22 protein-coding genes are annotated in these 23,436 nt (G+C 61.8%); 10 read left to right on the forward strand and 12 right to left on the reverse strand.

Features of this window, described 5'->3' with window-relative positions; all coding sequences use genetic code 11:
- Positions 1-33: 33 nt before the first annotated feature.
- From ACST81_RS12690 to ACST81_RS12710, 5 genes are all read right to left on the reverse strand, one after another.
- Positions 34-588, reverse strand: coding sequence for a hypothetical protein (locus ACST81_RS12690; protein ID WP_438748137.1), 555 nt, complete (start codon positions 586-588; stop codon positions 34-36).
- Complete coding sequence (locus ACST81_RS12695; protein ID WP_438748139.1) at positions 585-1,322, reverse strand: DUF2259 domain-containing protein; 738 nt, start codon at positions 1,320-1,322, stop codon at positions 585-587. Before ACST81_RS12695 ends, ACST81_RS12690 begins: the two co-directional genes overlap by 4 nt.
- The gene (rpe, locus tag ACST81_RS12700) at positions 1,319-1,996 is read right to left on the reverse strand and encodes a ribulose-phosphate 3-epimerase (RefSeq protein ID WP_438748140.1); all 678 of its coding nucleotides are present in this window, start codon (positions 1,994-1,996) and stop codon (positions 1,319-1,321) included. Before rpe ends, ACST81_RS12695 begins: the two co-directional genes overlap by 4 nt.
- A 78-nt stretch (positions 1,997-2,074) precedes the next feature.
- Positions 2,075-3,091: a P1 family peptidase gene (locus ACST81_RS12705; RefSeq protein ID WP_438748142.1), complete on the reverse strand. Its 1,017-nt coding sequence runs from the start codon at positions 3,089-3,091 to the stop codon at positions 2,075-2,077.
- Positions 3,088-4,176 (reverse strand): branched-chain amino acid ABC transporter substrate-binding protein, encoded by a 1,089-nt coding sequence (locus tag ACST81_RS12710; RefSeq protein ID WP_438748143.1) that lies wholly within the window; start codon positions 4,174-4,176, stop codon positions 3,088-3,090. Before ACST81_RS12710 ends, ACST81_RS12705 begins: the two co-directional genes overlap by 4 nt.
- A gap of 226 nt (positions 4,177-4,402) precedes the next feature.
- Here ACST81_RS12710 and ACST81_RS12715 point away from each other — a divergent pair, with 226 nt between their 5' ends.
- The 7 genes from ACST81_RS12715 to ACST81_RS12745 are packed head-to-tail and all read left to right on the forward strand — an operon-like array spanning position 4,403 to position 10,058.
- Positions 4,403-4,852: a flavin reductase family protein gene (locus ACST81_RS12715; protein WP_438753544.1), complete on the forward strand. Its 450-nt coding sequence runs from the start codon at positions 4,403-4,405 to the stop codon at positions 4,850-4,852.
- A 25-nt stretch (positions 4,853-4,877) separates the two neighbouring features.
- The gene (locus tag ACST81_RS12720; protein ID WP_438748146.1) at positions 4,878-5,807 is read left to right on the forward strand and encodes an AAA family ATPase; all 930 of its coding nucleotides are present in this window, start codon (positions 4,878-4,880) and stop codon (positions 5,805-5,807) included.
- A gap of 2 nt (positions 5,808-5,809) precedes the next feature.
- Positions 5,810-7,063 (forward strand): vWA domain-containing protein, encoded by a 1,254-nt coding sequence (locus ACST81_RS12725; RefSeq protein ID WP_438748148.1) that lies wholly within the window; start codon positions 5,810-5,812, stop codon positions 7,061-7,063.
- Positions 7,064-7,077: 14 nt separating this feature from the next.
- On the forward strand, positions 7,078-7,407 hold the full coding sequence (locus ACST81_RS12730; RefSeq protein WP_438748150.1) for an XdhC family protein: 330 nt from the start codon (positions 7,078-7,080) through the stop codon (positions 7,405-7,407).
- 5 nt (positions 7,408-7,412) lie between these two features.
- Positions 7,413-8,120, forward strand: coding sequence for an XdhC family protein (locus ACST81_RS12735; RefSeq protein ID WP_438748151.1), 708 nt, complete (start codon positions 7,413-7,415; stop codon positions 8,118-8,120).
- Complete coding sequence (locus ACST81_RS12740) at positions 8,117-9,736, forward strand: NTP transferase domain-containing protein (RefSeq protein ID WP_438748153.1); 1,620 nt, start codon at positions 8,117-8,119, stop codon at positions 9,734-9,736. Before ACST81_RS12735 ends, ACST81_RS12740 begins: the two co-directional genes overlap by 4 nt.
- Before the next feature lie 4 nt (positions 9,737-9,740).
- Complete coding sequence (locus ACST81_RS12745; protein WP_438748154.1) at positions 9,741-10,058, forward strand: TfoX/Sxy family protein; 318 nt, start codon at positions 9,741-9,743, stop codon at positions 10,056-10,058.
- Here the strand turns inward: ACST81_RS12745 and ACST81_RS12750 are convergent.
- The 5 genes from ACST81_RS12750 to ACST81_RS12770 form a co-directional block, all read right to left on the reverse strand.
- Positions 10,048-10,470 carry an NUDIX domain-containing protein gene (locus tag ACST81_RS12750; RefSeq protein ID WP_438748156.1) on the reverse strand — a complete coding sequence of 141 codons (423 nt, stop codon included), beginning with the start codon at positions 10,468-10,470 and terminating at the stop codon, positions 10,048-10,050. The two genes, ACST81_RS12745 and ACST81_RS12750, sit on opposite strands and share 11 nt — an antisense overlap.
- 16 nt (positions 10,471-10,486) lie before the next feature.
- The gene (locus ACST81_RS12755) at positions 10,487-12,025 is read right to left on the reverse strand and encodes a DEAD/DEAH box helicase (RefSeq protein ID WP_438748158.1); all 1,539 of its coding nucleotides are present in this window, start codon (positions 12,023-12,025) and stop codon (positions 10,487-10,489) included.
- Between the two features lie 215 nt (positions 12,026-12,240).
- Complete coding sequence (locus ACST81_RS12760; RefSeq protein WP_438748160.1) at positions 12,241-13,539, reverse strand: peptidoglycan DD-metalloendopeptidase family protein; 1,299 nt, start codon at positions 13,537-13,539, stop codon at positions 12,241-12,243.
- Positions 13,540-13,617: 78 nt separating this feature from the next.
- Positions 13,618-14,445: a ferritin-like domain-containing protein gene (locus ACST81_RS12765; RefSeq protein ID WP_438748161.1), complete on the reverse strand. Its 828-nt coding sequence runs from the start codon at positions 14,443-14,445 to the stop codon at positions 13,618-13,620.
- A complete protein-coding gene (locus tag ACST81_RS12770) occupies positions 14,442-14,930 on the reverse strand; it encodes a peroxiredoxin (protein WP_438748163.1) in 489 nt (162 codons plus the stop codon). The genes ACST81_RS12765 and ACST81_RS12770 overlap by 4 nt, the downstream gene beginning before the upstream one ends.
- A 412-nt stretch (positions 14,931-15,342) precedes the next feature.
- On the opposite strand from ACST81_RS12770, the gene ACST81_RS12775 reads away from it, so the two are divergent.
- Entirely contained in the window at positions 15,343-18,735 is a 3,393-nt protein-coding gene (locus ACST81_RS12775) for a YhdP family protein (RefSeq protein ID WP_438748165.1), read from the forward strand.
- Between the two features lie 52 nt (positions 18,736-18,787).
- On the opposite strand, the gene tyrS is transcribed toward ACST81_RS12775, so the two are convergent.
- Positions 18,788-20,041, reverse strand: coding sequence for a tyrosine--tRNA ligase (tyrS, locus tag ACST81_RS12780; protein ID WP_438748168.1), 1,254 nt, complete (start codon positions 20,039-20,041; stop codon positions 18,788-18,790).
- A gap of 121 nt (positions 20,042-20,162) precedes the next feature.
- On the opposite strand from tyrS, the gene ACST81_RS12785 reads away from it, so the two are divergent.
- Positions 20,163-21,296 (forward strand): anhydro-N-acetylmuramic acid kinase, encoded by a 1,134-nt coding sequence (locus ACST81_RS12785; RefSeq protein WP_438748170.1) that lies wholly within the window; start codon positions 20,163-20,165, stop codon positions 21,294-21,296.
- 149 nt (positions 21,297-21,445) lie between these two features.
- Positions 21,446-22,639 (forward strand): diguanylate cyclase, encoded by a 1,194-nt coding sequence (locus ACST81_RS12790; RefSeq protein WP_438748171.1) that lies wholly within the window; start codon positions 21,446-21,448, stop codon positions 22,637-22,639.
- Positions 22,640-22,709: 70 nt separating this feature from the next.
- Here ACST81_RS12790 and ACST81_RS12795 read toward each other — a convergent pair whose 3' ends face one another.
- A complete protein-coding gene (locus tag ACST81_RS12795) occupies positions 22,710-23,387 on the reverse strand; it encodes an alpha/beta hydrolase (protein ID WP_438748174.1) in 678 nt (225 codons plus the stop codon).
- Positions 23,388-23,436 lie beyond the last annotated feature (49 nt).

Below are 23,436 nucleotides of genomic sequence, written 5' to 3' on the forward strand. Positions count from 1 at the left end.
GCAAAGATGGCCACCAATCTCAACGTTGCAATCTCAACGTTGCGGGTCGGGCGTCCGGCGGGCAAGCCACAGACTGGCAAGGGCAAGCGCGGCGAAACCGACCGGGAGATAGAGCCGAATACCCATGACGACGAACTGGTAGACCGCCGCCGCCGAGGTGAAGACGAACTGGTACATCCATATCCTGGTGCCGAAGGGCTGATGCCACTGCGCATAGAACAGCCGGTAATCCATGGCGAAGATGAAGGCGGTGGCGGCAATCGTGCAGACCGTCAGGCAAAGAAAGAAGGCCGCGAACCGGGTTTCGCCTCGGCGCCCGATCGCGCCGAAACGTCCGAGAAACACAGCGCAGGGCCAAGCGATGATGCCACCGCAGAAGAAAAGCAGCAGGATGCTTACGATTTGATAGGTCTGGGCGCCGTTGCGCAGATAGAGCGCCAACAATGCCGACACCGCCATCATCGCGCCCCAGACCGGCCCGCCAATCAGAATTTCCCGGGCGCTGGGCAACGAGGCAAAAAAGCGCCGAACGGTCCGCCGCGTAAAGCCTGCGGGCTTTTCTTCTGCCGCATTGTTCGATGATGTCATGGTGCCACGTGCACCGGCACGGCGATCCAGCGACCGTCATGGCCCTCGAAGCCGAGGCTCATGACCTGGACGATGACAACATGGGTCGCAGGCTTGCCGTCCTGCTGGTCGACGACGACACCGGCGAGCCTGTAACCGGTCGGGCAGCCGCGACTGTCGGAAATTTTCGTGTCGGCATAGACTTCACGGTTGGACGGCTTTCCGTCTTCCGTCTCGAAGGCCAGGTGAAAGCCCGGAGATTCCGGCGTTATTTCCTTGCAGCGCTCGGCCGCCGGGAAATTGCGCTCCTGCAGCGTCAGGACATATTCGCCGCCGAATGCCGGTTCGGAGGCATATTCCAGATAGGTGAGATGATGGGCCGGGCTTTGTGTCTCGGTCAGCGGGTTGAAGGCGGCAAGCAGGCCCGGCCGCCCGTTCAGATCGAACTTATCGACAAGCGGGGCCGCCTTCTTCGCGGCTTCCGCCCGCGCCTTGCTCAGACCGGAATCCTCGTCTTCGACGCGCACCCTGATCGGCGTTCCCGGCAAGAAGGAGTCATTTTGCGTGTTGATGAAGAAGATGTTGGAGAAGGAAAAGCCCGAGCCATCCTCGACGCCATATTCCTCGAAGGCATAGATGCCGCTGTCATCGGAGAAGCCGATCGAGCGGAAGGAGGCGATATCGGCGGCGAGAGCCGTGTCGGCGAACAGGGCGGCCGAAACCAGTGCAACCGCCAATCCGCCCGTCAATCTCACCCGCGTCCCTCCGTCGCATTGCTGCGCAGAATGTCGATGGTTTTGCGGTAGGCGTCAACATGGCCGCCGCTGAAGATCGCCGAGCCCGCGACGAAGACATTGGCGCCGGCGGAGGCCGGCAAGGCGATCGTATCGACCGCGATGCCGCCATCGACCTGGATGTCGATCGGCCGGTCGCCGACCATGGCCTTGATGCGGCGGATCTTTTCTTCCATCGCCGGAATGAATTTCTGGCCGCCGAACCCCGGATTGACCGTCATCACCAGGATTAGGTCGAGCTTGTCCAGCAGATAGTCGAGCACGCTTTCGGGCGTGGCCGGATTGATCGAGACGCCGGCCTTCTTGCCGAGCGCCTTGATCGCCTGCACCGAGCGGTCGAGATGCGGGCCGGCCTCGGCATGTACGGTGATGCTGTCGCAACCGGCCTTGGCAAAGGCTTCGAGATAAGGATCGGCCGGCGCGATCATCAGGTGGCAATCGAAATAGGCGTCGGTGTGCGGCCGCAGCGACTTGATAACATCAGGCCCGAAGGAAATGTTCGGGACGAAATGGCCATCCATGATGTCGAGATGGACCCAGTCGGCTCCGGCTGCAACGACATCGCGCACTTCCTGGCCCAGCTTGGCATAGTCGGCGGCGAGAATGGACGGGGCGATGCGGATCGGCAGGGGCATGATCAGGGGCTCCAACTGTTTTGCGGGCAATAGCATTGCTTTTCGCTGCGAACAACATTGACGGCCCGCACTTTGCCGTTATCCGTGGTCCTTTCGCGATGCCCAAGCCGGAAGGAGATCGTTTTCCGCCGCCACGGCGTCATGGACGCCGCGCGCGATTGCCCGCGCCATGGTCGATGCGGCGGCCGCACCGAGATCGATGAAGTCCGGCAGGGAGACCGTCTTGCCGATCGCACCCGTCGCCAGCCCAAAGACAAGGTCGCCGTCGAGCGGCGTATGCGAAGGCCAGATGGCGCGCGCGAAACCGTCATGGGCTGCGATCGCCAGACGCTTGGCCTCAGCCTTGGTCAGCACAGCGTCGGTCGCGATGACGGCGATCGTGGTGTTCTGGGTTTCACGCTGGCCGTCACGGAACTTGATGCGCAGGTCGCGGGCATTCTGGGGAAAAGGATGCGGCATGCCGAGGCCACCGAATTCCTGGCCCTCCTCGAACGGTGCGGCCCAGAAATGCCCGGTATCGCCGATCGTCACCGATCCCAGCGCGTTGACGGCAACCAGGGCGCCGATCGTGATGCCGTTGTCGAGCACCGTCGAGGCGGTACCGAGCCCGCCCTTGAAGCCGGCCGTCAGCGCGCCGGTACCAGCACCGGCCGTTCCCGTGGCAAAATCGAGGCTTGCTGCCCGCACGGCCTGATAGCCGAGTTCGCGGTAGGGTGGGTACATTCCCCAATCCTTGTCGCCGCCATTGATGAGATCGAACAGGATGGCGGCCGGGACGATCGGGATGTTGAGATTGCCGACCGGGAAACCCCGGCCCATTTCTCGTAGCGCCGCCTGTGCGCCGGAGGCAGCGTCGAGACCGAAAGCGGAGCCGCCGGACAAAATGACGGCATCGACGGTTTGCACCGTATTGTGCGGTTCCAGCAGGTCGGTTTCGCGCGTTCCCGGCGCTCCGCCCAGAATCTGAACGGCGGCGACCGCCGGCTGATCGCAAACGACGGCGGATACGCCGGATTTCAGGCGATGGTTCTGTGCATTGCCGACTTTCAACCCGGCAACGTCGGTGATCGCATTGCGCGTTCCCGTCGGCATCATTCCGTTCCGGTCACTGCAGCTGCCGGCACGAAGCGGTTGTTCTGCCATTGCAGCAGGCGATACGGATTGTCGGCCAGTTCATGGTTGGCGTTGTAACGGATCGGGCCAATGGCGGTCTGGTACGGCCCTTTGAGCAGGGCTTCGCCGAGCTTGGTTTCGTCCTCAAGGGCCTGATCCTTTGCCTGCTCCAGCAGCGTGACGGCGGAAAAAGCGGGCAGCACGTAACCTTCCGGAACCAGCTTTGCCGCCACCATCAGATCGACCGTCGCCTTGGCATCGGGCTCTTTGGCGTGGTCAGGCAAGGCGACCGCAAGCACGCCATTTGCCAGCGGCACCGGCTGATTGGCCGCATCCAGCGTCTCGCCGCCCATCAAGGTCAGCGCGACCTGTTCGGAGGCGGCATCGCGGGCGATGACCGCCGTATCCGCGCGGTCGCCGCCGGTAAAAACATGTGTCGCGCCGCTCTTGGCGAGGCGCCGCACCAGGCTCACCTGCTGCTCCTGCGCCGGCCGGTATGTGTCGGAAAAGACCGGGGTGAGGCCGATATCGGCCAGCGCGCCACGCACGCTTTCGACCAGTTCGCGTCCGTGGATAGTGCCGTCCTCGATCAGCGCCAGGGGCTCGTTCTTCCAGTGCGACAGGATGACCTCGGTCACCTTGGCCGCCTCCGCCTTGGCGCTCGGCACCAGCCGGAAGAAGGGCCATTTCTTCTTCAGCGCGTCTTCCATCAGAATATCGGAACGCACGCTCAGCGTGATCGCTGGAATGCCGGATTCGGCGAGCGCCGGGAGGCTTGCCTCCAGGCTTTCCGTGCACAGGAAACCGATCGCCGCCTCGGCACCGGTCGCAAGCAGCGTCTTGGTCAGTTCGCTTCCATCCTTGGCCTCGCAAGTTTCCGGCACCATGATGATTTCCGAGCCCCGATCCTCGGCCTGGAAGCGGGCGCCGTCGAGAATCTGTTGTCCGAGCAGCGCGAACGGCCCCTCCGTCGGCGCGACGACAGCAATTTTCAGGCCGGCGGCGAGGGCAGGGCCTGCCTGCACCGACGCGGCGATGAGGAGGCTGGCGGCGATGAAACGGAGCATGCTGTTTTCCAGATGAAGAATGGCCATGTTTTAAAGATGTGGCGGCAGGGGTCAAAGGAAAAGATGCCGGCTCATGCATGGACGGCAATTGCCGCGATTGACCAAGAAAAACCGGGCGACGGGTTTCATATTTTCGCGCAGCGTCTATGTGTTAGAGACAAATACCGATCTGGAGACTGCCGTGTTGGACAAGACCCAACTGGACCCGCTGACTTACCGTGACGCCATGAGCCGCCTTGCGGGCCACGTGCATATCGTGACTGCCGAACATGAAGGCGAGCGCCGTGGCGTCACCATCACGGCGGCCTGCTCGGTGTCGGACAATCCGGCCACGCTGCTGGTGTGCCTGAACGCGATCAATCCGAAGAATGGCATCTTCGCCGAGAGCGGCAGTTTCGCGCTCAACCTGCTCGGCGCTGAGCAGATGGATCTTGCCCATGTCTTTTCCGGCAAGAACAACGTCGATCCCTCCGCGCGCTTCGAGCATGGCACCTGGGGCAAGCTCGAAACAGGAGCCCCGGTCCTGCAGGAGGCTGTTGCCGCCTTCGACTGCCGACTGATCGACATCAAGACGGTGGCCACCCACATCGTCCTTTTTGGTGAGGTCGTGGCGGTGACGCTCGGCGAGCAAAAACCGGCCTTGGTCTATCTGGACCGGGATTACCGCACGTTATAGATTTCCTCTGAGGAGCGGAGGAACCATGACGATATACGTAAACGGCGCATTGCCATCGTCCATCTCGGAAACAGCGGAAATGCTGGAAGCGGGCGATTATCTCGCCGGAACCGCGCTATCGACCGTGCTCTTCCTGTCCTTGAAAATGAAACGCCCGCTGTTTCTCGAAGGCGAGGCGGGTGTCGGCAAGACCGAGATTGCAAAAGTTCTCGCCAAGGCGCTCGACCGGCCTCTGATCCGATTGCAGTGTTATGAGGGGCTCGATGTCTCCTCGGCCGTCTACGAATGGAACTATCCGGCGCAGATGCTGGAGATTCGGCTTTCGGAAGCAGCGGGAGCGGCTGACCGACGCGCCATTGAAAGCAACATCTTTTCGGAAAAATACCTGATCCGCCGTCCGGTCCTGCAGGCTATTTCGGCCGAGACGGGCAAGGCGCCTGTCTTCCTGATCGATGAACTCGACCGGACCGACGAGGCGTTCGAAGCTTTCCTTCTGGAAGTGCTGTCGGATTTCCAGGTGACCATTCCCGAACTCGGCACGATCAAGGCCAAGGAACCGCCTGTCGTCATCATCACCACCAACCGCACGCGCGAAGTGCATGATGCGCTGAAGCGCCGCTGTCTCTACCATTGGGTCGATTATCCCAAAGCCGCGCAAGAACTGGAGATCATCCGCCGCAAGGTTCCGGGCTGCAACGAACGCCTGTCGCGCGAGATCGTCGCCTATGTCCAGAAACTGCGCACGATCGATCTCTTCAAGAATCCCGGCGTCGCCGAAACCATCGACTGGGCGACGGCCCTGACCGAACTCGATCGCCTGGCGCTTGATCCGGAAACCATCTCGGACACGCTGGGCACGCTGCTGAAGTACCAGGACGACATAGCGCGCATCGAAGGCGGTGATGGCCGCAAGCTTCTCGATGAGGTCAAGGCCGAACTCCTGGCGACGGGCTGACCATGGCAACGGCAGCGCAATCCAGCGATGGCGCCGTTCTTCCGACCCTCCCGCCGGGCGACGGGCGGTTTGCCGACAATATCGTCTTTTTCGCCCGCGCCCTGCGCAAGGCCGGCCTGAAGATCGGTCCAGGCGCGGTCGCCGACGCGATAGACGCCGTCGGTCTCATCGGCATCGGATCGCGCGAGGAGTTCCACGCCACGCTGCAATCCATCTTCGTCAAGCGGCACGAGGACCAGGCCCTTTTCAACGAGGCTTTCCGGCTGTTCTGGCGGTCGCGCGATCTGATCGGCAAGATGATCGCGATGATGTCGCCGGTAGCACCCGACCATCGCGAGAAGGAGAAGCGCAGAACGGGTGAAGCGCGGGTCAGCGATGCGCTCTTTGCCGATCGCGATGCACAGCGGCCGGTGCGGGACGAACCCGATATCGAGATCGATGCACGGTTCACCGCCTCCGGTCGCGAACTTTTCCGCCAGACGGATTTCGCCCAGATGTCGGCGGCCGAGATAAACGAGGCAAAGAAGGCGTTGTCGGCGCTCGTCCTGCCGATGGACGAGGTCAGGACCCGCCGGTTTCGGGCCTCGCACCGTCAGTTGCGTATCGACCCGCGCGCGACCATGCGGGATGCGCTGAAAACCGGTGGCGATCTCATCCTGCCCCGTTTCCGTGCGCCAAAAACTAATCATCCGCCGCTGGTCGTGCTCGCCGATATTTCGGGCTCGATGAGCCAGTATACCCGCATCTTCCTGCACTTCCTGCATGTGCTGACTGAAAAACGCCGGCGCGTGCACACCTTCCTGTTCGGCACGCGGCTCAGCAACGTCACCCGGCAAATGCGCAATCGCGATCCGGACGAGGCGATGGATGAGTGCGTGCAGGCTGTTCGCGACTGGTCCGGCGGCACACGGATCGGCGAGACCCTGCACGAATTCAATCATCTCTGGTCGCGCCGTGTCCTCGGGCAGGGCGCTATCGTCCTGCTGATCACCGACGGGCTGGAGCGCGAAGATGTCGGCGAACTGGAAACCGAGATGGACCGGCTGCATCGATCCTGCCGCCGGCTGATCTGGCTCAATCCGCTGCTGCGGTTCGATGGTTTCGAGGCGCGGGCCCGGGGCGTTCGGGCCATGCTGCCGCATGTTGACGAATTCCGTGCGGTGCATAACCTTGCAGCGGTGTCCGATCTGGCCGATGCCCTTTCCGGCCGGTCGTCGCGGGACGCCGATCCGCGCCGGTTCTTGACGCGGCGCTGAAGGGAGGAGAAGAGATGTCGAGCCAGGCCTTTATACCCGATCCCCTGACCATCGCCGAAGAATGGCGCACGTCCGGCCGTGGCGTTGCCATTGCCACGGTGATCGAAACCTGGGGCTCGGCGCCGAGACCTGTCGGCGGTCATCTGGTCATTGATGCCGACGGCAATTTTCACGGCTCCGTCTCGGGTGGGTGCGTCGAGGGCGCCGTGATTGGCGAGGCGGCTGACGTGATCGCCTCGGGAACCACACGGATCCTCGAATTCGGCGTCGCCGATGAGACTGCGTGGAAGGTGGGCCTTTCCTGCGGTGGCCGCATCCGTGTCTATGTCGAAAGGCTGGGATAGCGTCGATGCGGCTGGACCTTCTGCGAAGGATCAATGAAGCCCGTGGCAGCCGTATCGCCGCCGTCACGGTGACACGACTCGACAGTGGCGCCTCCAGCCTCTTTCTCGAAGGCGAGCCTGTGGATGAAGCCGTGGCGCCAGCCGTCGAAACTGCCTTGCGGACAGGAAAATCCGCGACGATCGAAATCGATGGACATTCTCTCTTCATCAATGTCTACCTGCCGCCGCCGCGCATCGTCGTCATCGGTGCGGTGCATATTTCGCAAGCCCTGGCCGGCATGGCCGCGATCGCCGGCTTTGACCTCAGGATCATCGATCCGCGCAGCGCTTTTGCGACACCCGAGCGCTTCGGGCAGACGGTGCTTTTCGCCGACTGGCCCGAGGATGTGCTGAAAGACATGCCGCTCGATGCCTATACGGCGCTCGTCGCGGTCACCCATGATCCGAAGATCGATGATTTCCCGCTGGCCGCAGCTCTTGCCGCCGACTGCTTCTATGTCGGGGCGCTCGGTAGCCGGAAAACCCATGCGCGTCGGGTCGAGCGGCTGATGCAGGCCGGACTGGACGCGGCTTCGATTGCCCGTATCAGTGCGCCGATCGGTCTTGATATTCGCGCCTCGAGCCCTGCCGAAATCGCAGTCGCGATCCTGGCCGAGATCATCCAGACGCTGCGAACCCGCGATGTCATCGGCGGGCGGAAGGCAAGCGCATGAAGTTTGGACCTGTCGCGGTATCTGAGGCCGAGGGGACGGTTCTCGCGCATTCCGCAAAGCTGCAGGATAGTCGCCTCGCCAAGGGCCGTCTTCTCTCCGCTGACGATATTTTCGCACTGCAGGCGGCTGGTATCATCGAGGTGGTCGTGGCACGGCTGGAGCCGGGCGATCTGCTGGAGGACGAGGCCGCTGCCCGGATCGCCAATGCGATTGATCGCGACCATCTGACATTCTCGGAAGCCGCCACCGGGCGGATCAATGTGCATGCCGCCGTGGACGGCCTGTTCGTCGCCAGCCGTTCCGTCGTCGATCGTCTCAACCGCATCGATCCGGCGATCACCTTGGCCTGTCTGGCGGATCACGTACCGGTTCGCGCCGGCGACATGGTGGCGACGATCAAGATCATTCCGCTGGCGGTCGCGGGTCGCCTTGTCACGCAGGCCGCGGCCGTTCTGCAAGGCGAGGAGGCTTTCCGGGTCAAGCCGTTCGCGGCGCATCGCGTTGCGCTGATCGCCACCATGCTGCCGTCCCTGAAGCCGTCGGTGATGGAAAAGACCTGTCGCACCCTCGAGGATCGCCTTCGCCTGTCGGCGAGCACGCTCGTCTGCGAAATACGTGTTGTCCATACGGCGCCGGCCGTGGCCTCAGCCATTTCCGAGGCAAGGCGGGATGCCGACATGATCATCATTTTCGGCGCCTCGGCCGTTGCCGATGCCGATGATGTGATTCCGGCGGCGATCCGGCTTGCCGGTGGCAGGGTCGATCATGTCGGCATGCCCGTCGATCCCGGAAACCTACTGGTTCTCGGCCAGGTCGGCGACCTCCCGGTCATCGGCGCGCCCGGCTGCGCCCGAAGCCCGAAGGAAAACGGCTTTGGCTGGATCCTGAATCGGATTCTTGCCGGCGAACGGCCGGGTTCGGAGGATATTACGGGGCTCGGCGTCGGAGGGCTGCTGATGGAAATACCCACACGCCCCTTGCCGCGCGCGTTGACGGGTTTACAGGAGAAGCCGGTTTCCGTCTCGATCGTGCTCTTGGCTGCCGGCAAGGCGAGCCGCATGGGCGCGGCGGGTCGGCACAAATTGCTCGCCGAATTCGACGGTGTCCCACTGATCCGCAGGAGCGCGCAGGCCGCCCTCGGGGCTGGCGCGGGGCGAATAATTGTGGTGACCGGTCATAGGCAAGACGAGATTCGCGCCGCCCTTGCAGGGCTCGATGTCATCACTGCCGAAAATCCGGATTACGCCACCGGCATGGCGTCATCGCTGGTCTGCGGCCTGAACGCAGTTGCAACAGATGCCGACGGCGTGCTGATCATGCTCGCCGACATGCCCTGGGTGACGGCGCAAGATCTGAAGGCGCTGACCGCCGCCTTCAAGGCGGAGCGGGGGCAGACGATCATCCGCGCCGTCTCGGACGGCAAGCGTGGCAACCCCGTCATCCTGCCACGCTCGACGTTCGAGGCGGTCCGTCAGTTGCAGGGAGACATCGGTGCTCGGCATATCATAGAAAGCGCGGGGCTGCCGGTGATCGACGTGGATATCGGACCGGCCGCGCATCTCGATCTCGACACGCCGGAGGCGATCCTCGCCGCCGGAGGCATTCTGAAAGGCTGATCTGATGGACAATATTGCGATCGAGGAGATGTTTTCCGCGCTTGGCCCCGTCACCGTCAAACGCATGTTCGGCGGCAAGGGCATCTATTTCGAAAGCTTGATCGTGGCGCTGGAAGTCAGCGGCGACATTCTGCTGAAGGCAGACGGCGAAAGCGCGCCGGAATTCGAAGAAGCCGGCAGCGTGCAATGGGCCTATGACGGCAAGGGAAAGTCGGTGAAGATGCCCTATTGGTCGATCCCGGAAGAGGCTTTCGACGATCCGGATGAGATGGCGCGTTGGGTGAGGCTTGCCTACGAGGCGGCCCTGCGCGCTAAGAAATAGCCTGGACTTTCAGCGCCTTGATGGCATCTTGCGCGAAGACCGAAAGCGGCTGGGGCAGGTCATCGAGCGCATACCAGCCGATTTCCGAGAGTTTGTCGGGCTCCATCAGCCTGATTTCGCCGGAAAAGTCATCCGTCACATAAATCAGCGACACCCAATGCTGGCGGTCGGCCTCGACGCGTTGCTCGCTGAGGCAGAGGAAGCGGGCGGAATGTATGATCAGGCCGCTTTCCTCTTCGGCCTCGCGGCGCGCGGCGTCGGCCGCCGGTTCCATATGATCGACCTTGCCGCCGACGATGCTCCAGTGACCGGCCTCCGGCGCCTTCAGGCGCTTGCAAAGCAAAAGCTTGCCGTCATTCAAGACGGCAAGCCCAGAGCCCACACCGGGGAAATCTATACCTGGATGCGCCATGCGACTGCCTGGATGATCAGGCCTTGCCGGCAATCAGCATGAAGGCCGGAATATCGTCGCCGAAGCCGATCGGCGTCGGGCCGTCGTCCTGGTCGCGGCGGTAGCGATTGCGGCGATCACGGTTGTCGTCGTTGGCAGGATACGGCTGGGGAGCAGGACGGTTGCTGTTACGGCCGGCATTCTGCGGTTTCGTTTCTGCCTTGCGTTCTGGTCTCACAGGTTCTGCCTTTGCTACGACTGGTTCGGGGGCTGCAGGAATATCGTCTGATTTGGTGTCCGATTTGTGACCGGTTGCCGCGCGGTCGGCACCCGGGCGGGGAGCGTGATCGCGATCTTTGTCATTGCGACGTCCGCCGCGCTTGCCGTCACGGCCACCGCGCTCGGAACGACCACTGTCATGGCTTTCCATCGGAGCGGGCAGAGCGGAGAGATCTCCGTTCAGCCATTCGATCTTCTTGTCGATCAGTTTCTCGATGGCATCCGTGAATTTTGTGTCGCGCTTGGAAACCAGCGTGAACGCAGCGCCCGAACGACCGGCGCGGCCCGTGCGGCCGATGCGGTGGACATAGTCTTCCGCATGGATCGGCACGTCGAAATTGAAGACGTGGCTGACATCCGGAATATCGAGGCCGCGGGCCGCGACGTCGGATGCCACCAGAAGCGTAATGGCATTGTCCTTGAAACCGGCAAGCATCTTGGTGCGCGAACTCTGGTCCATGTCGCCGTGCAATGCGCCGACCGAAAAGCCGTGGCGCGAAAGGGAGCGGTAGAGTTCGGCGACATCCAGCTTGCGATTGCAGAAGATGATGGCGTTCTTCAGGTCGTCCTGGCTCTGGATCAGGTCGCGCAACACGGCGCGCTTTTCGTAATCCTTGCTGTGCGTCGCGACCAGGCGCTGCGTCACCGTGGCTGCGGTCGACGACGGCTTGGCGACTTCGATGCGTTCCGGGTTTTGCAAGAAGCGATCGGCGAGCTTCTGGATCTCCGGCGGCATGGTCGCGGAGAAGAACAGCGTCTGGCGCGTGAACGGGATCAGTTTGGCGATGCGCTCGATATCCGGGATGAAGCCCATGTCTAACATGCGGTCGGCTTCGTCGATCACCAGGATTTCGACACCGGTCATCAGCAGCTTGCCGCGCTCGCAATGGTCGAGCAGGCGGCCGGGCGTGCAGATCAGCACATCGGCGCCGCGCTCAAGCTTGCGGTCCTGTTCGTCGAAGGACACGCCGCCGATCAGCAATGCAACATTGAGCTTGTGATTCTTGCCGTATTTTTCGAAGTTCTCGGCAACCTGGGCGGCCAGTTCCCGCGTCGGCTCGAGAATGAGCGTGCGCGGCATGCGGGCGCGGGCACGGCCCTTTTCCAACAGTGTCAGCATCGGCAGCACGAAGGACGCCGTCTTGCCGGTTCCTGTCTGGGCTATGCCAAGGATATCACGCCGCTGCAGAGCAGGCGGTATAGCGCCTGCCTGGATCGGTGTTGGAATTGTGTATCCCGCATCTGTCACCGCGGTAAGAACTTTTTGGCTCAGGCCAAGGTCTGAAAAAGTGGTCAATTGGAAATCTGTTTCCGTTCCGGTTCTATCGAACTCTGGTCAATCGGCGCATTCATAAATTGCCGTCGCTCGGGCTCTTAGTCCCATAGTATGACAAAGTCAAGAAAACCGGTGGTTTGATGCTCGATAGAGTCAATAAATGACCGCCCGGCAACAACATAGCCGAAAACCGATATCGGTTTCCGTTGATCGCCCCTGTTGGAACTGTCGCCACGTCAGTTGATATAATGGCTGAGTTTGATGCCGGCGGTGAGGAAGCGCATGGGATCGACGGCTTTACCGTTCAGGCGAACTTCGTAATGAAGGTGCGGGCCGGTCGAGCGGCCGGTGCTGCCGGAGCGAGCGATGGCCTCGCCCAAGGAAATCCTGTCGCCGACATTGACCAGGATACTCGACAGATGCGCGTAGCGGGTGGTGATGCCGCCGCCGTGATCGATTTCGACCATGTTGCCATAGCCGCCATTCTTGCCGGCGGCAATTACCGTTCCCGGCGCGGTGGCAACGACTCGCGTTCCGACCGTTGCGCGAAAATCAATGCCGGCATGCAGCGCAAGCCGGCCGAGGAACGGATCAAGCCGGTTTCCGAAGCGACTTGTGATATCGCTTGCCGGCGAGGGGTTGCTGAAGGGCAGTTTCTTGGCTTGGCTGCGAACCTGTTCCAGCCGCGCCAGAGCGCTGTCGAGCGCGACGATCGAGTTGTCGAAGGCCTCAGTCGTTTCCGGCTCGACGAACGGTCCGCCGACCGCTGCGTCATCCCCCGTCTCCGAGACCGGAGTCGTCAGCGCTTCGGCGGGAAGCTTGACGCCCGTGCGTGCCAGGATGTTGACGATAGCGTCAGATGCTTGCGATGCTCCGGCAGTCAGGCCATCGATGCGATCCTTCTGCTGCTTTTCAATATCCTTGAGGGAGAGAGTAACCTTGGAGAACATCCGATCGGCCCGGTCGGACATGCTTTCCTGCCCGACGGGAGCATAGGCCAGCGTGACATCCTGCTGCGACTTGCCGCCCAGGCCCATCAGCCGCTCGATCGCCTTCACTCCGCCGCTGGCATCGGCGCGCTTGCCGTAGGGTTGCGGTCCGGCGATCGATGGTATCTCCTTCTCGGAAATGCCGGATTCCTCGGCGCGATCGAGAAGCGTGTCCAGCTTGCCGTGACGGGAAGAAAGGGCCATCTGCTGCTGCAGCAGCTTTTCGACCTTGTCCTCGACGACTTGCTGATCGAGCAACTGACGACTGGTGACGCGATCGACCTGCGCGCGCAGGGCTGAGATCCTGTCCTCATATTCATGCTGCATGCGCGCCTGACGCGCCATGGTGCCGCCGATCAGATCGTCGCGCAGCACCAGATAGGATGTGGCGGCGAGATAGCCGATCGAGAAGACGGAAACGAAGCAGACCGACAGGGCAGCCATCCAGGGCTGAAAGGTCATGTGCCGGACCTTGTCGCCGCTGGCGAGAATGATGACGTGCTTTTGTGTGCGCTTGCCGAAGACCCGGCTTTCCGTAGACACCAACTCACCCCCACCCCGTGCATTAAAACACGATTTTGATGCGGGTGATTAGACACTGTTAAGGTTAATAAAGCCTTGCGATCAGGTGTTTACGGAGGCCGTCATGGACCGGTAGAATGAGGGGGTGAGGCCCGCTTCGGCCCTTGCAATGTCGTTGAACGGCGCCTTCAGCGGTCCCCGGAAATTGGCTCGAACCAGCGCCTGGAAGGCTGCCGCCGGATCCTTTTTCTGCCGGGCGCAGAGAAACCGGAACCATTTCGCACCGACGGCGACATGGCCCTTCTCATCCTCGTAGATGACGTCGAGCACCGCGGCGCTCTCATGGTCGCCGGCCTCGCGCATCTTCGCCTGCAGGGCTGGCGTGACGTCGAGGCCACGGGCTTCGAGAATCAGCGGCACGACGGCCAGCCGCGCCGTCAGGTCGTTGCGCGTATCGTGCGCCGCCTGCCAGAGGCCGTCATGGGCCGGCAGGTCGCCATAATCGGCGCCCAAGGCACGCAGGCGATTACGCACCATGCGGAAATGCTTGGCTTCCTCGAACGCCACCCGCATCCAGCCGTCGAAGAACGAGTTCGGAACGGGTTCCACCGCAAAGCGAGCGACGATATCGAGCGCAAGATCGACAGCGTTCAATTCGATATGGGCGATCGCATGGAGGAGGGCGATTCGCCCGCGCTCGCTGGTCAATGCCCGGCGCGGAACCTTTTGCGGTGGAATGAGCTCCGGTTTTTCGGGACGGCCCGGGCGATCCGGCGCCATCCTGTCGAGCGGCGTGCGCAAGGACAGGCGTCGCTCGCTCCAGCGCCGCGCCGTTTCCTGCGCCAGTAGCGTTTTCAGGTCCAGATCGGCCGCGCCGATAGCACGAGCTGCCCCGTCGCGCAGGCTGCGGATTGCTGGCAGGTCCGTCATGGTCCGGCGTCTGCCTTGGCAAGGTCCTTCACCGTGGCCAGCACCTCCTCGGCATGGCCGGGAACTTTTACCTTTTCCCAGAGCCGGCGAACCACGCCCTCGGCATCGATCAAGAGGGTCGTGCGCTCGACACCCATATACTTCCGGCCGTACAGGCTCTTTTCCACCCAGACGCCATAGGTATTGACCACAGCCTTCTCCTCGTCGGCGGCGAGGATGACCGAGAGATCATATTTCTTGGCGAACTTGTCGTGCTTCTTCACCGAATCAGGCGACAAGCCGATTATGACGGCGCCGGCGGCGGCGAAGTCGTCCTTCAGTCCGGTAAAGGCGATCGATTCGGCCGTACAGCCGCTCGTGTCGTCCTTGGGGTAGAAGAACAGTACCACGGCTTTACCCCTGAACTGAGACAGGGAAACAGTTCCGCCGCCATCGCGTGGCAGGGTAAAATCCGGTGCGATCATGCCTTCTGTCAAATTCGCCATGGATATTCCTTTTTCTGCGGCATGGGCTGCGGCTGGTCTGGTCGTACTGCATAATTCCTTAAACTGGAATCGGTTTAAGGATGGAATTATGCAGCAAGTATAAAAGTGCTTCAGCGCCGGCGGCGTCCAGCGTCGCGTAACGTCGATACCGTATATCGGGCGAGTGCAGCCGACCAGAGGACAGACATCGTTTGCCGTGTCATTGTTCTTTCACTACTGTGGACGGTGAAACTGCTTGCGCGCGAAGCGGCGCACCGATGGCACAACGGGGCGAAAACCCGAATGGAATCAGTCATGCGCCGCAAGAGTTGGTGGCATGCGACGGACGCGGTCGTCGAGAAGAGACGCCAGTGGCGCAGATTGGAAACGAATCGCATGATGGCCTTAATACTTCCGGAGACTGCCTGAGCCGATGAGTGACATCCGCGGCGAAAAGGTATCGTTTCGCAAGCAAGACATTGTCGTCCTGCATTCCTTGCCTTCGGCGCAGGCGCATGACCCGTGCATCGTGCATGCTCCTGCGAAACGCGGCATCCTGCGCCTGATCTTCACCACGACGGTCGTCATCACTGCGCTTTTCTGTCTTGCCGGCGCAGCCCTTCTTGCGGCGATCGAAGGCGGCTTCATCGACGGGCCGCTCAATGCGCGCGCAACAACCGCGCTGAACGCCGCGATCGGCAAGGGCTATCACGCCGAGGTCGGCAGCACGGTGCTGCGTGTTACGGGCAATGGGGGGCTGGCGCTCAAGGCGCAGGACGTGACCCTGGTCGAGAATGTTTCCGCCAAGCGTCTGGTAACCACCGATTCGGTCTTTATCGAGCTTAATCCGCTGGCATTGTTCAGCGGCCGGATTTCCGTTTCGCGGATCGAGGCGGAAGGCGCGATGCTGGATCCCTCGCTCCTGCCGCAGGGCAAGCCGATCGATGTGACGGCGATTCGCGTCGGTCATGTCGCGGAAGGGCTGGAGACGGTCTTCGCGCAGATGGACGCGGTCTCGCGCCTGCTCGATCGCAGCAATACCGAAATCGTGCGCATCGCAGATCTCAAATTGTCCTTTGCCGGCCCGCGCAAGCGCGTCGTTCCCGTCGTCGTCGAAAGCGTCGATTTCAAGCGCGGTGCCGATGGCTCCATGAAGATCGACGGCCTGTTCAACATCGACGGGGAAACCGCCGAACTGCATCTGAGCACCGACCGGCGGAATGGGCGCGTGATCGCGATCGATGGTGCGGCAATGGGGCTGCCACTCGCGGCGCTCCTCTATCGCAATCCGACCGAGACGGAGCTTGCCTTCGGGATCAAGAGCAGTGCGGACCTCAGCATCAAGGCGACCCGCGCGGGCGAGGGCGCCATGCCATCGCTGCAGCTCAAGGGGCGCTCGAATGTCGGCAGCTTCGATGCTGGCGGCTTTACTTCGCAGCTCCAATCCTCCGAGCTCAACGTCACCTACGATTTCACCCGCAACCGCGTCGAAATCCTGCCGTCAACGGTGCGCGTCGGCCGATCGAGTTTTCCGTTCACCGGGGCTGTTGCCGATCTCGACCAAGTGGAAACAGGTGCGCCAAAAGGATTTGTGCTTGATCTTCTGGTGCAATCGGCCAGTTCGTCGCCGACCGACGTCACCGAAGCGCCGCTGATCTTCGATGCCAAGGCAAGTGGCCGTTTCCTGTCGGAAACTCACGAACTGGTCTTCAACGAACTGACCGTTGCCAGCGGCCTCGGAAACGCGGCGGGGTCGCTCGCCATGAGCTTCGGCGACGAGTCTCCGCAGATCAGTTTTGCCCTGCTCACGCCCAATATCCAGTCGGCGGCCGTGAAGCAGCTTTGGCCCTGGTGGGTCGGCAAGACGGCGCGGCGCTGGGTGATCAACAATATCTATGGTGGCACGGTCACAGACGGCCGCATCGAAGTCTTCCTACCGATGGGTCGCATCACCCGCACGGTCGGGCCGGTCGATCTCAATGCGGAAGAACTGAATGTTCAGTTCCATATCGATGATGCGCGCGTGAACCTGGCGGGCGACATCCCGCCCTTGCGCGACGCCGCCGGTGACTTCACGCTGAAGGGCGAGCGGCTCGATGTCGCGATCAGCCAGGGAACCGCCTATTTCCCATCCGGCCGGTCCGTCAAATTGAATGGCGGAGATTTCGTCATCCCGAACACCTATGAAAAGCCGCTGATCGCCGAAATGAAGCTCGATGTCGGCGGCCAGGCCGACGCGATTGCAGAGCTTGTCAGCTACCGGCCGCTTCTCGCTTTGCAAAAGACGCCATTCAAGGTGGAGGATTTCTCGGGCGAACTGACGGCGCAGGTCGGCGCCCGGTTCGGACTTGTCACCGCCCAGAAACCGCCGCCGCCCCAGTGGCAGGCGGAAATGGCGCTGAACGGCGTCACGCTCAATAAGCCGATGAGCGGGCGGATGATCTCGGACATCAAAGGCACGCTTCGGATCGATCCGCAGCAGGCGGTGCTGGAGGCGAAGGCGCAGATCGACGGCACGCCGATGGACCTGGAACTGACCGAGCCCGTTGGGTCGTCGAGCCCCGTCAAGCGGCAGCGCAAGATTTCCGGAACGCTGCAGGAGGCGGCACTCGTCAAGCTGGCGCCCGGGCTTTCCGGGATCATCGATGGCCCCGTGGCGCTGGACATATCGATCGATGACAGGGACCAGCAGACGGTGACGGCCGATCTTGATCAATCGACGATTTCGCTACCATGGATCGGCTGGTCGAAGGGCTCGGGGATTGGTGCCAAGGCGACCTTTTCCGCATCGACGACGGATGGCGTCACCCAGATCGACGACTTGGAAATCGATGGCGACAGTTTTGGCGCCAAGGGCAAGCTGGTGGTCGACAAATCCGGCCTGAATTCCGGCCAGTTCACCTCGGTTCAGCTTGCCAAGGGCGACAATTATGCGGTCAGGGTCAATCGGCAGAAGAATGGGTTCGCGGTCAGCGTCAATGGCAGCGCTGCCGATATCCGCCCGGTAATCGACAGTCTGCGCAGACCGGGCGGAAGCAGCACGTCCAGTGGCAAACGGATCGCGCTGGAAGCGAACCTGGACAAGGTGACGGGCTTCCACGGCGAGACGCTGGCGAATTTCAACCTGAACTATGCCGGCCGGGGCCGCGATATCGACGTTCTAGGCCTCTCGGCCGTCACCGACAGCGGGCAGGCGGTGGTTGCCAAGATGACGGAGAGCGGCGCCGACAACACGCTCGAACTGACCAGCGGCGATGCCGGTTCACTGGCGCGGTTTGCCAATCTCTACAGCAATATGCGCGGCGGCCTGCTCAATCTGAAACTGCGCGATCGTGGTGCAGGCTCCTGGCGGGGCAATGTCGATGTCCGCAAATTCTCGCTGGTCGATGAAGAGCGACTGCAGTCCATCGTTTCGACGCCCACGGGTGCCGATGGGCGAAGCCTGAACCAGGCGGTGAAAAAGGATATCAACGTCAGTTCAGCCCGTTTCGAGCGCGGATTTGCCAATCTTGTGCTCGACAATGGCACGGTGGCTGTCGAGGGTGGCGTCGTGCGGGGCGTCGATGTGGGCGCAACGTTCCAGGGCGTTGTGCGTGACAGGAACGGCAACATGAGCATGACCGGTACATTCATGCCAGCCTACGGCCTCAACCGGCTGTTCGGAGAGTTGCCGATCATCGGCGTGCTTCTCGGGAACGGGCGGGATCGCGGGCTGCTCGGCATTACCTTCAAGCTCGAAGGTCCGTTCTCCAAGCCGAAGCTGACGATCAATCCGCTCTCGATCATCGCGCCGGGCGTGTTCCGCAACATATTCGAATTTCAATAAAAAACCGGCGGGGTCACCGCCGGTTTGAAATTTTTCCGGATCAGAGCAAGGCTCAGGCGGGGCGCACGAGAATGTGCTTCTTCTTGCCGAGCGACAGCTTGATGACGCCATCGGCGGTGACATCGCCCGCGCCGATGACTTGACGATCGTCGCTGCTCACGATGTCGTTGACGCGAACCGCACCGTCCTTGAGGAACTGCCGCACCTTGCCGTTGGATTCGGCAAGGCCCGCGCGCACGAACAACGACAGGATGCCGATCCCGGCTTCAAGCTCGCCATCCGGCACATCGATCGAGGGGAGATTTGCCGAAGTCGAACCTTCCTCGAAGGTCTTGCGTGCGGTCTCCGCCGCTTCTTCGGCGGCTGCGCGGCCGTGCAGCATCGCGGTGATCTCGGTCGCCAGGATCTTCTTGACCTCGTTGATCTCCGCGCCGCCCAGTTGCGACAGGCGGGCGATCTCGTCCATCGGCAGTGTGGTATAGAGCTTCAGGAAGCGGGACACGTCTGCGTCTTCCGTATTGCGCCAATATTGCCAGAAATCATAGGCCGACAGCATGTCCGGGTTGAGCCATATCGCGCCATTGACGGACTTGCCCATCTTGGCGCCCGACGACGTCGTCAGAAGCGGCGAGGTCAACGCGTAGAGCTGCGGCGTGCCCATCCGGTGGCCGAGATCGATGCCGTTGATGATGTTGCCCCACTGGTCCGAGCCGCCCATCTGCAGGCGGCAACCGGTGCGCTTGTAGAGTTCGACGAAGTCGTAGGCTTGCAGGATCATGTAGTTGAATTCGAGGAACGACAGCGACTGCTCGCGATCGAGCCTCGTCTTGACGCTGTCGAAGGCCAGCATGCGGTTGACCGAGAAATGGCGGCCGACATCGCGCAGGAATTCGAGATAGTTGATGCCGAGCAGCCAGTCGGCATTGTTGATCATCAACGCCTCCTTCGGGCCTTCTCCATAGGTGAGGTAGTTGGAGAAGACCGACTTGATGCTGGCAATGTTCGACGCGATCGTCTGCGGCGTCATCAATTGGCGTGCCTCGTCCTTGAACGAGGGGTCGCCGACCATGCCGGTGCCGCCGCCCATCAGGGAGATCGGCCGATGGCCGGTCGCCTGCAGCCAGTGCAGCATCATGATCTGGATCAGACCGCCCGCATGCAGGCTCGGCGCGGTCGGGTCGAAGCCGATATAGGCCGTCACTATTTCCTTGTTGAACAGGGCGTCCAGGCCGGCATTGTCGGAAGTCTGGTGGATGAAACCACGCTCCTGGAGGGTGTGAAGGAAATCGGACTTGAACTCGGACATGACCTGTCTCTTTCGGTGGGCTGTTTTCGAACGGAATGAGCGCTTGCTGGATAATTGCGCGGCGTTTAGCACTGTTTCTCGAAAAGTGCACCTGTTTGCGACGGAATGTTTGAGGTTAGCCATGGCGGAAATGAAGACGGCGATCGGGCTCATGAGCGGTACGAGCATGGACGGTATCGATGTCGCCATGGTTCGCACCGATGGCCGCGACCGCGTCGAGCGTGGTCCGGCTCTCGGCATTTCCTACGAGGCTGCGTTTCGCAATCGCCTGAAGCAGGCGCTGGAGGATGCTAAGTCCATCAGGATACGAGACGAACGGCCGGGCAGCCTTGCCGCCGTGGAGCAAGAATTGACGTTACGTCATGCCGAGGCAGTGCGGAGTTTTCTCAGCAAAAACAATTTGAAGCCTGAAGAAGTTGATGTCGTCGGTTTTCACGGCCAGACGGTCCTGCATCGCCCCGACGAGGCGCTGACCGTACAGCTCGGCGATGGCGTCTTGCTGGCACGCGAGACGGGGATTGCCGTGGTCCATGACATGCGCGCCAACGACATGCTGTTCGGCGGGCAGGGCGCGCCACTGATCCCGGCCTATCATGCCGCTCTCGCCGCAGGCTTGCCGCCGGATCTGCGCGGAGATCGACCCGTGGTCTTCGTCAATATCGGCGGCATTTCCAACCTGACCTTTGTCGGGACCGATGGCGCGATCGTTGCCTATGACAGCGGCCCCGGCAATACGCTGATCGATCAATGGGTCGAGACCCATGCCGGCGTTCCCTATGACCAGGGCGGAGCGATCGCCAGCGAGGGGCGGGTGCTGTCCAGGCTCGCCGAACGTTATCTCGCCAACCCCTTCTTTACCTCAGCCAAGCGCCGCTCGCTCGATCGTAACGATTTCCTGCCGCCTGAAAGCACTGAGGCAAGCCTTGAGGACGGCGCTCGCACGCTCGCCCACGTCACGGCAGCGGCGATCTTCAAGTCGTCGCAGCATCTTCCGGCGCGACCGGGTACGTATATCGTCTGCGGCGGCGGGCGGTTGAACCGGATCGTCATGAAGGATCTCGCGGACCAGGTGGACGCGGATGGTGCTGTCGTTCTTGCGGCGGAGCAGGCGAGGCTTGACGGCGACGCGATGGAGGCGGAGGCCTGGGCTTACCTGGCCGTCCGGTCGCTTGCCGGCCTGCCGCTGACATTTCCGGCCACGACGGACGTCAAGAGCCCCGTCACCGGCGGCATTTTCAACCGTCCATCGAACTGAGCAATATCCCCTTCAATTAACGTTTCTTTTGTGGTGAACCGATACTATTCATTTCGAATCTGCGAGGCTCTGCGCACCTGTGACGAGTGTGGGCACTGGCGTCGCAGGGATAAGGGCATGCGAAGGGCGTGTCCGAAACGGACGTATCCATGAACGGCGCGCTTTTCCTTCTGACCGTCAACTTCCTGATAGCGCAGCTTTTTTGCGCCTTCTTCCTGGTGATCGCCAGACGCAGTCGCGTTCCTGCGGCTGGCCGCTGGTTTGCCGCCGCCTTCGCCGTCGCGTCTTTTTCCGCCATCTTTGAGGTCGCCATCCGCTATGCCGACTATGATCGGTTTGCCAGCTTCGGCGCCTTTTCCTCACTGCTCGGCGCGCTGCTGATGATCCGCGTCGGCCTCGGCCGGCTCTACGCGGTCCCATCAAGTGTCATGACCATGACGGCAATCCTTGGCGCTTCCCTAACCCTCAATCTGCTGATCTACGACCTGCCGCGAGGCACCCTCTATCATTCGCTCGGCTACCAGCTTCCGTTCATCGTCGCCGAACTCATCTCAGCAGCCGCGATCTACCGTTCGGGACGGCGGGAGACGGCCGATATCACTCTGATCGCGCTCCTCTTGTTCACCGCGCTGCATTTCGTCAGCAAGATTTATTTCGCCATCATCTTCGTCGGCGGCCGGACGGCGGAAACCTATCTGTCGAGCACCTATGCGCTAGTCTCGCAGAGCCTTGGTGCCGTGCTTGTCGTATCGACAGGTCTCACTTTGCTCGCCGTCATCGTCGTCGAAATCATGGATGACGCCAAGGCGAGTTCCGAAATCGACCCGCTGTCTGGCCTGTTCAACCGGCGCGGCTTCAACGACCGCGTCAACCAGATTCTGGCGCGCCCTATCGCCGCCTATCCGCATTGCGTGGTTCTCTGCGACCTCGACCACTTCAAGACGGTCAACGACACATACGGTCATGCCGCCGGCGACGAGGTGATCGTTGCCCTCGGCCGCATGTTGAAGGAGCAGGCGCCGCCGGAGGCGATTTGCGCCAGGTTTGGTGGCGAGGAATTCGCGGTCTTCCTGCCGTCCACCGGCGAAACGACGGGTTATCTTTTTGCCCAGGGCCTGCGCACGACATTTTCGTCGCTCGTCTTCGCCGGCCTGCCGGAGCATCTGCGCCTCACGGCCAGCTTCGGCGTCTGCGTGCTGGCATCTGCGACCGTTCCGATTTCGGATGCGATCGATCGGGCCGATGGTGCGCTTTACGATGCCAAGAAGGGTGGTCGTAACCGCGTCAACCGCGCCCGTCATCCGACGGCGATCAGCTTCGAAGAATGGCAGGCCCGCGCCTGAGATTAGCCAATTTTACGCATGAAAAAGGCCGGGATGATCCGGCCTTTTTCATGTCGTTTGTGTCGATGCGTTATCGGATGCGCTTGGCCGCCGGCTCCGGCGTCAGTTCGCCGTTCAGGCGCCGATCGAGGTAATCCTCGCACTCGGCCATCAGCGAATCGATCTGACCGTTGAAGAAGTGGTTGGCGCCCGGCACCGTCTTGTGGGTGATCAGGATGCCCTTCTGCGCCTTCAGCTTGTCGACGAGATTGTTGACATCCTTTTCCGGCGCCACCTTGTCGAGATCGCCGTTGATGATCAGGCCGGACGACGGGCAGGGCGCCAGGAACGAGAAGTCATAAGTGTTCGGTTGCGGCGCGATCGACATGAAGCCTTCGATTTCCGGACGGCGCATCAGAAGCTGCATGCCGATCCAGGAGCCGAAGGAATAGCCGGCGACCCAGCAGCTCTTGGAATCCGGATGCATGCTCTGCACCCAGTCGAGCGCCGAAGCCGCATCGGACAGTTCGCCGGCGCCATGGTCGAATTCGCCCTGGCTGCGGCCGATCGAGCGGAAGTTGAACCGGAGCGTGGTGAAGCCGCGCTTCTGGAACATGTAGAACAGTTGGTAGACGATCTGGTTGTTCATCGTGCCGCCGAACTGCGGATGGGGATGCAGGACGATGGCAATCGGGGCGTTCTTCTGCTTGGACGGCTGGTACCGGCCTTCGAGGCGACCGGCCGGTCCGTTGAAGATGATTTCGGGCATTGTCTCTCCGGCATATTCTGGACCTAAAAACCGGCTCCGGTGCCAATGC

Origin of the sequence: Pararhizobium sp. O133 (assembly GCF_051669845.1) — a bacterium.
Taxonomy (GTDB): domain Bacteria; phylum Pseudomonadota; class Alphaproteobacteria; order Rhizobiales; family Rhizobiaceae; genus Pararhizobium.

Bases quoted from the DNA above. Each gene is read 5' to 3' on its own strand.
- ACST81_RS12735 (WP_438748151.1), top strand. From the start codon at position 7,413: ATGCGGCTGGACCTTCTGCGAAGGATCAATGAAGCCCGTGGCAGCCGT.
- ACST81_RS12715 (WP_438753544.1), top strand. From the start codon at position 4,403: ATGAGCCGCCTTGCGGGCCACGTGCATATCGTGACTGCCGAACATGAA.
- ACST81_RS12785 (WP_438748170.1), top strand. From the start codon at position 20,163: ATGGCGGAAATGAAGACGGCGATCGGGCTCATGAGCGGTACGAGCATG.
- tyrS (WP_438748168.1), bottom strand. From the start codon at position 20,041: ATGTCCGAGTTCAAGTCCGATTTCCTTCACACCCTCCAGGAGCGTGGT.
- rpe (WP_438748140.1), bottom strand. From the start codon at position 1,996: ATGCCCCTGCCGATCCGCATCGCCCCGTCCATTCTCGCCGCCGACTAT.
- ACST81_RS12765 (WP_438748161.1), bottom strand. From the start codon at position 14,445: ATGACGGACCTGCCAGCAATCCGCAGCCTGCGCGACGGGGCAGCTCGT.
- ACST81_RS12725 (WP_438748148.1), top strand. From the start codon at position 5,810: ATGGCAACGGCAGCGCAATCCAGCGATGGCGCCGTTCTTCCGACCCTC.
- ACST81_RS12740 (WP_438748153.1), top strand. From the start codon at position 8,117: ATGAAGTTTGGACCTGTCGCGGTATCTGAGGCCGAGGGGACGGTTCTC.
- ACST81_RS12705 (WP_438748142.1), bottom strand. From the start codon at position 3,091: ATGATGCCGACGGGAACGCGCAATGCGATCACCGACGTTGCCGGGTTG.
- ACST81_RS12790 (WP_438748171.1), top strand. From the start codon at position 21,446: ATGAACGGCGCGCTTTTCCTTCTGACCGTCAACTTCCTGATAGCGCAG.
- ACST81_RS12730 (WP_438748150.1), top strand. From the start codon at position 7,078: ATGTCGAGCCAGGCCTTTATACCCGATCCCCTGACCATCGCCGAAGAA.
- ACST81_RS12720 (WP_438748146.1), top strand. From the start codon at position 4,878: ATGACGATATACGTAAACGGCGCATTGCCATCGTCCATCTCGGAAACA.
- ACST81_RS12710 (WP_438748143.1), bottom strand. From the start codon at position 4,176: ATGCTCCGTTTCATCGCCGCCAGCCTCCTCATCGCCGCGTCGGTGCAG.
- ACST81_RS12770 (WP_438748163.1), bottom strand. From the start codon at position 14,930: ATGGCGAATTTGACAGAAGGCATGATCGCACCGGATTTTACCCTGCCA.
- ACST81_RS12690 (WP_438748137.1), bottom strand. From the start codon at position 588: ATGACATCATCGAACAATGCGGCAGAAGAAAAGCCCGCAGGCTTTACG.
- ACST81_RS12795 (WP_438748174.1), bottom strand. From the start codon at position 23,387: ATGCCCGAAATCATCTTCAACGGACCGGCCGGTCGCCTCGAAGGCCGG.
- ACST81_RS12750 (WP_438748156.1), bottom strand. From the start codon at position 10,470: ATGGCGCATCCAGGTATAGATTTCCCCGGTGTGGGCTCTGGGCTTGCC.
- ACST81_RS12775 (WP_438748165.1), top strand. From the start codon at position 15,343: ATGAGTGACATCCGCGGCGAAAAGGTATCGTTTCGCAAGCAAGACATT.
- ACST81_RS12745 (WP_438748154.1), top strand. From the start codon at position 9,741: ATGGACAATATTGCGATCGAGGAGATGTTTTCCGCGCTTGGCCCCGTC.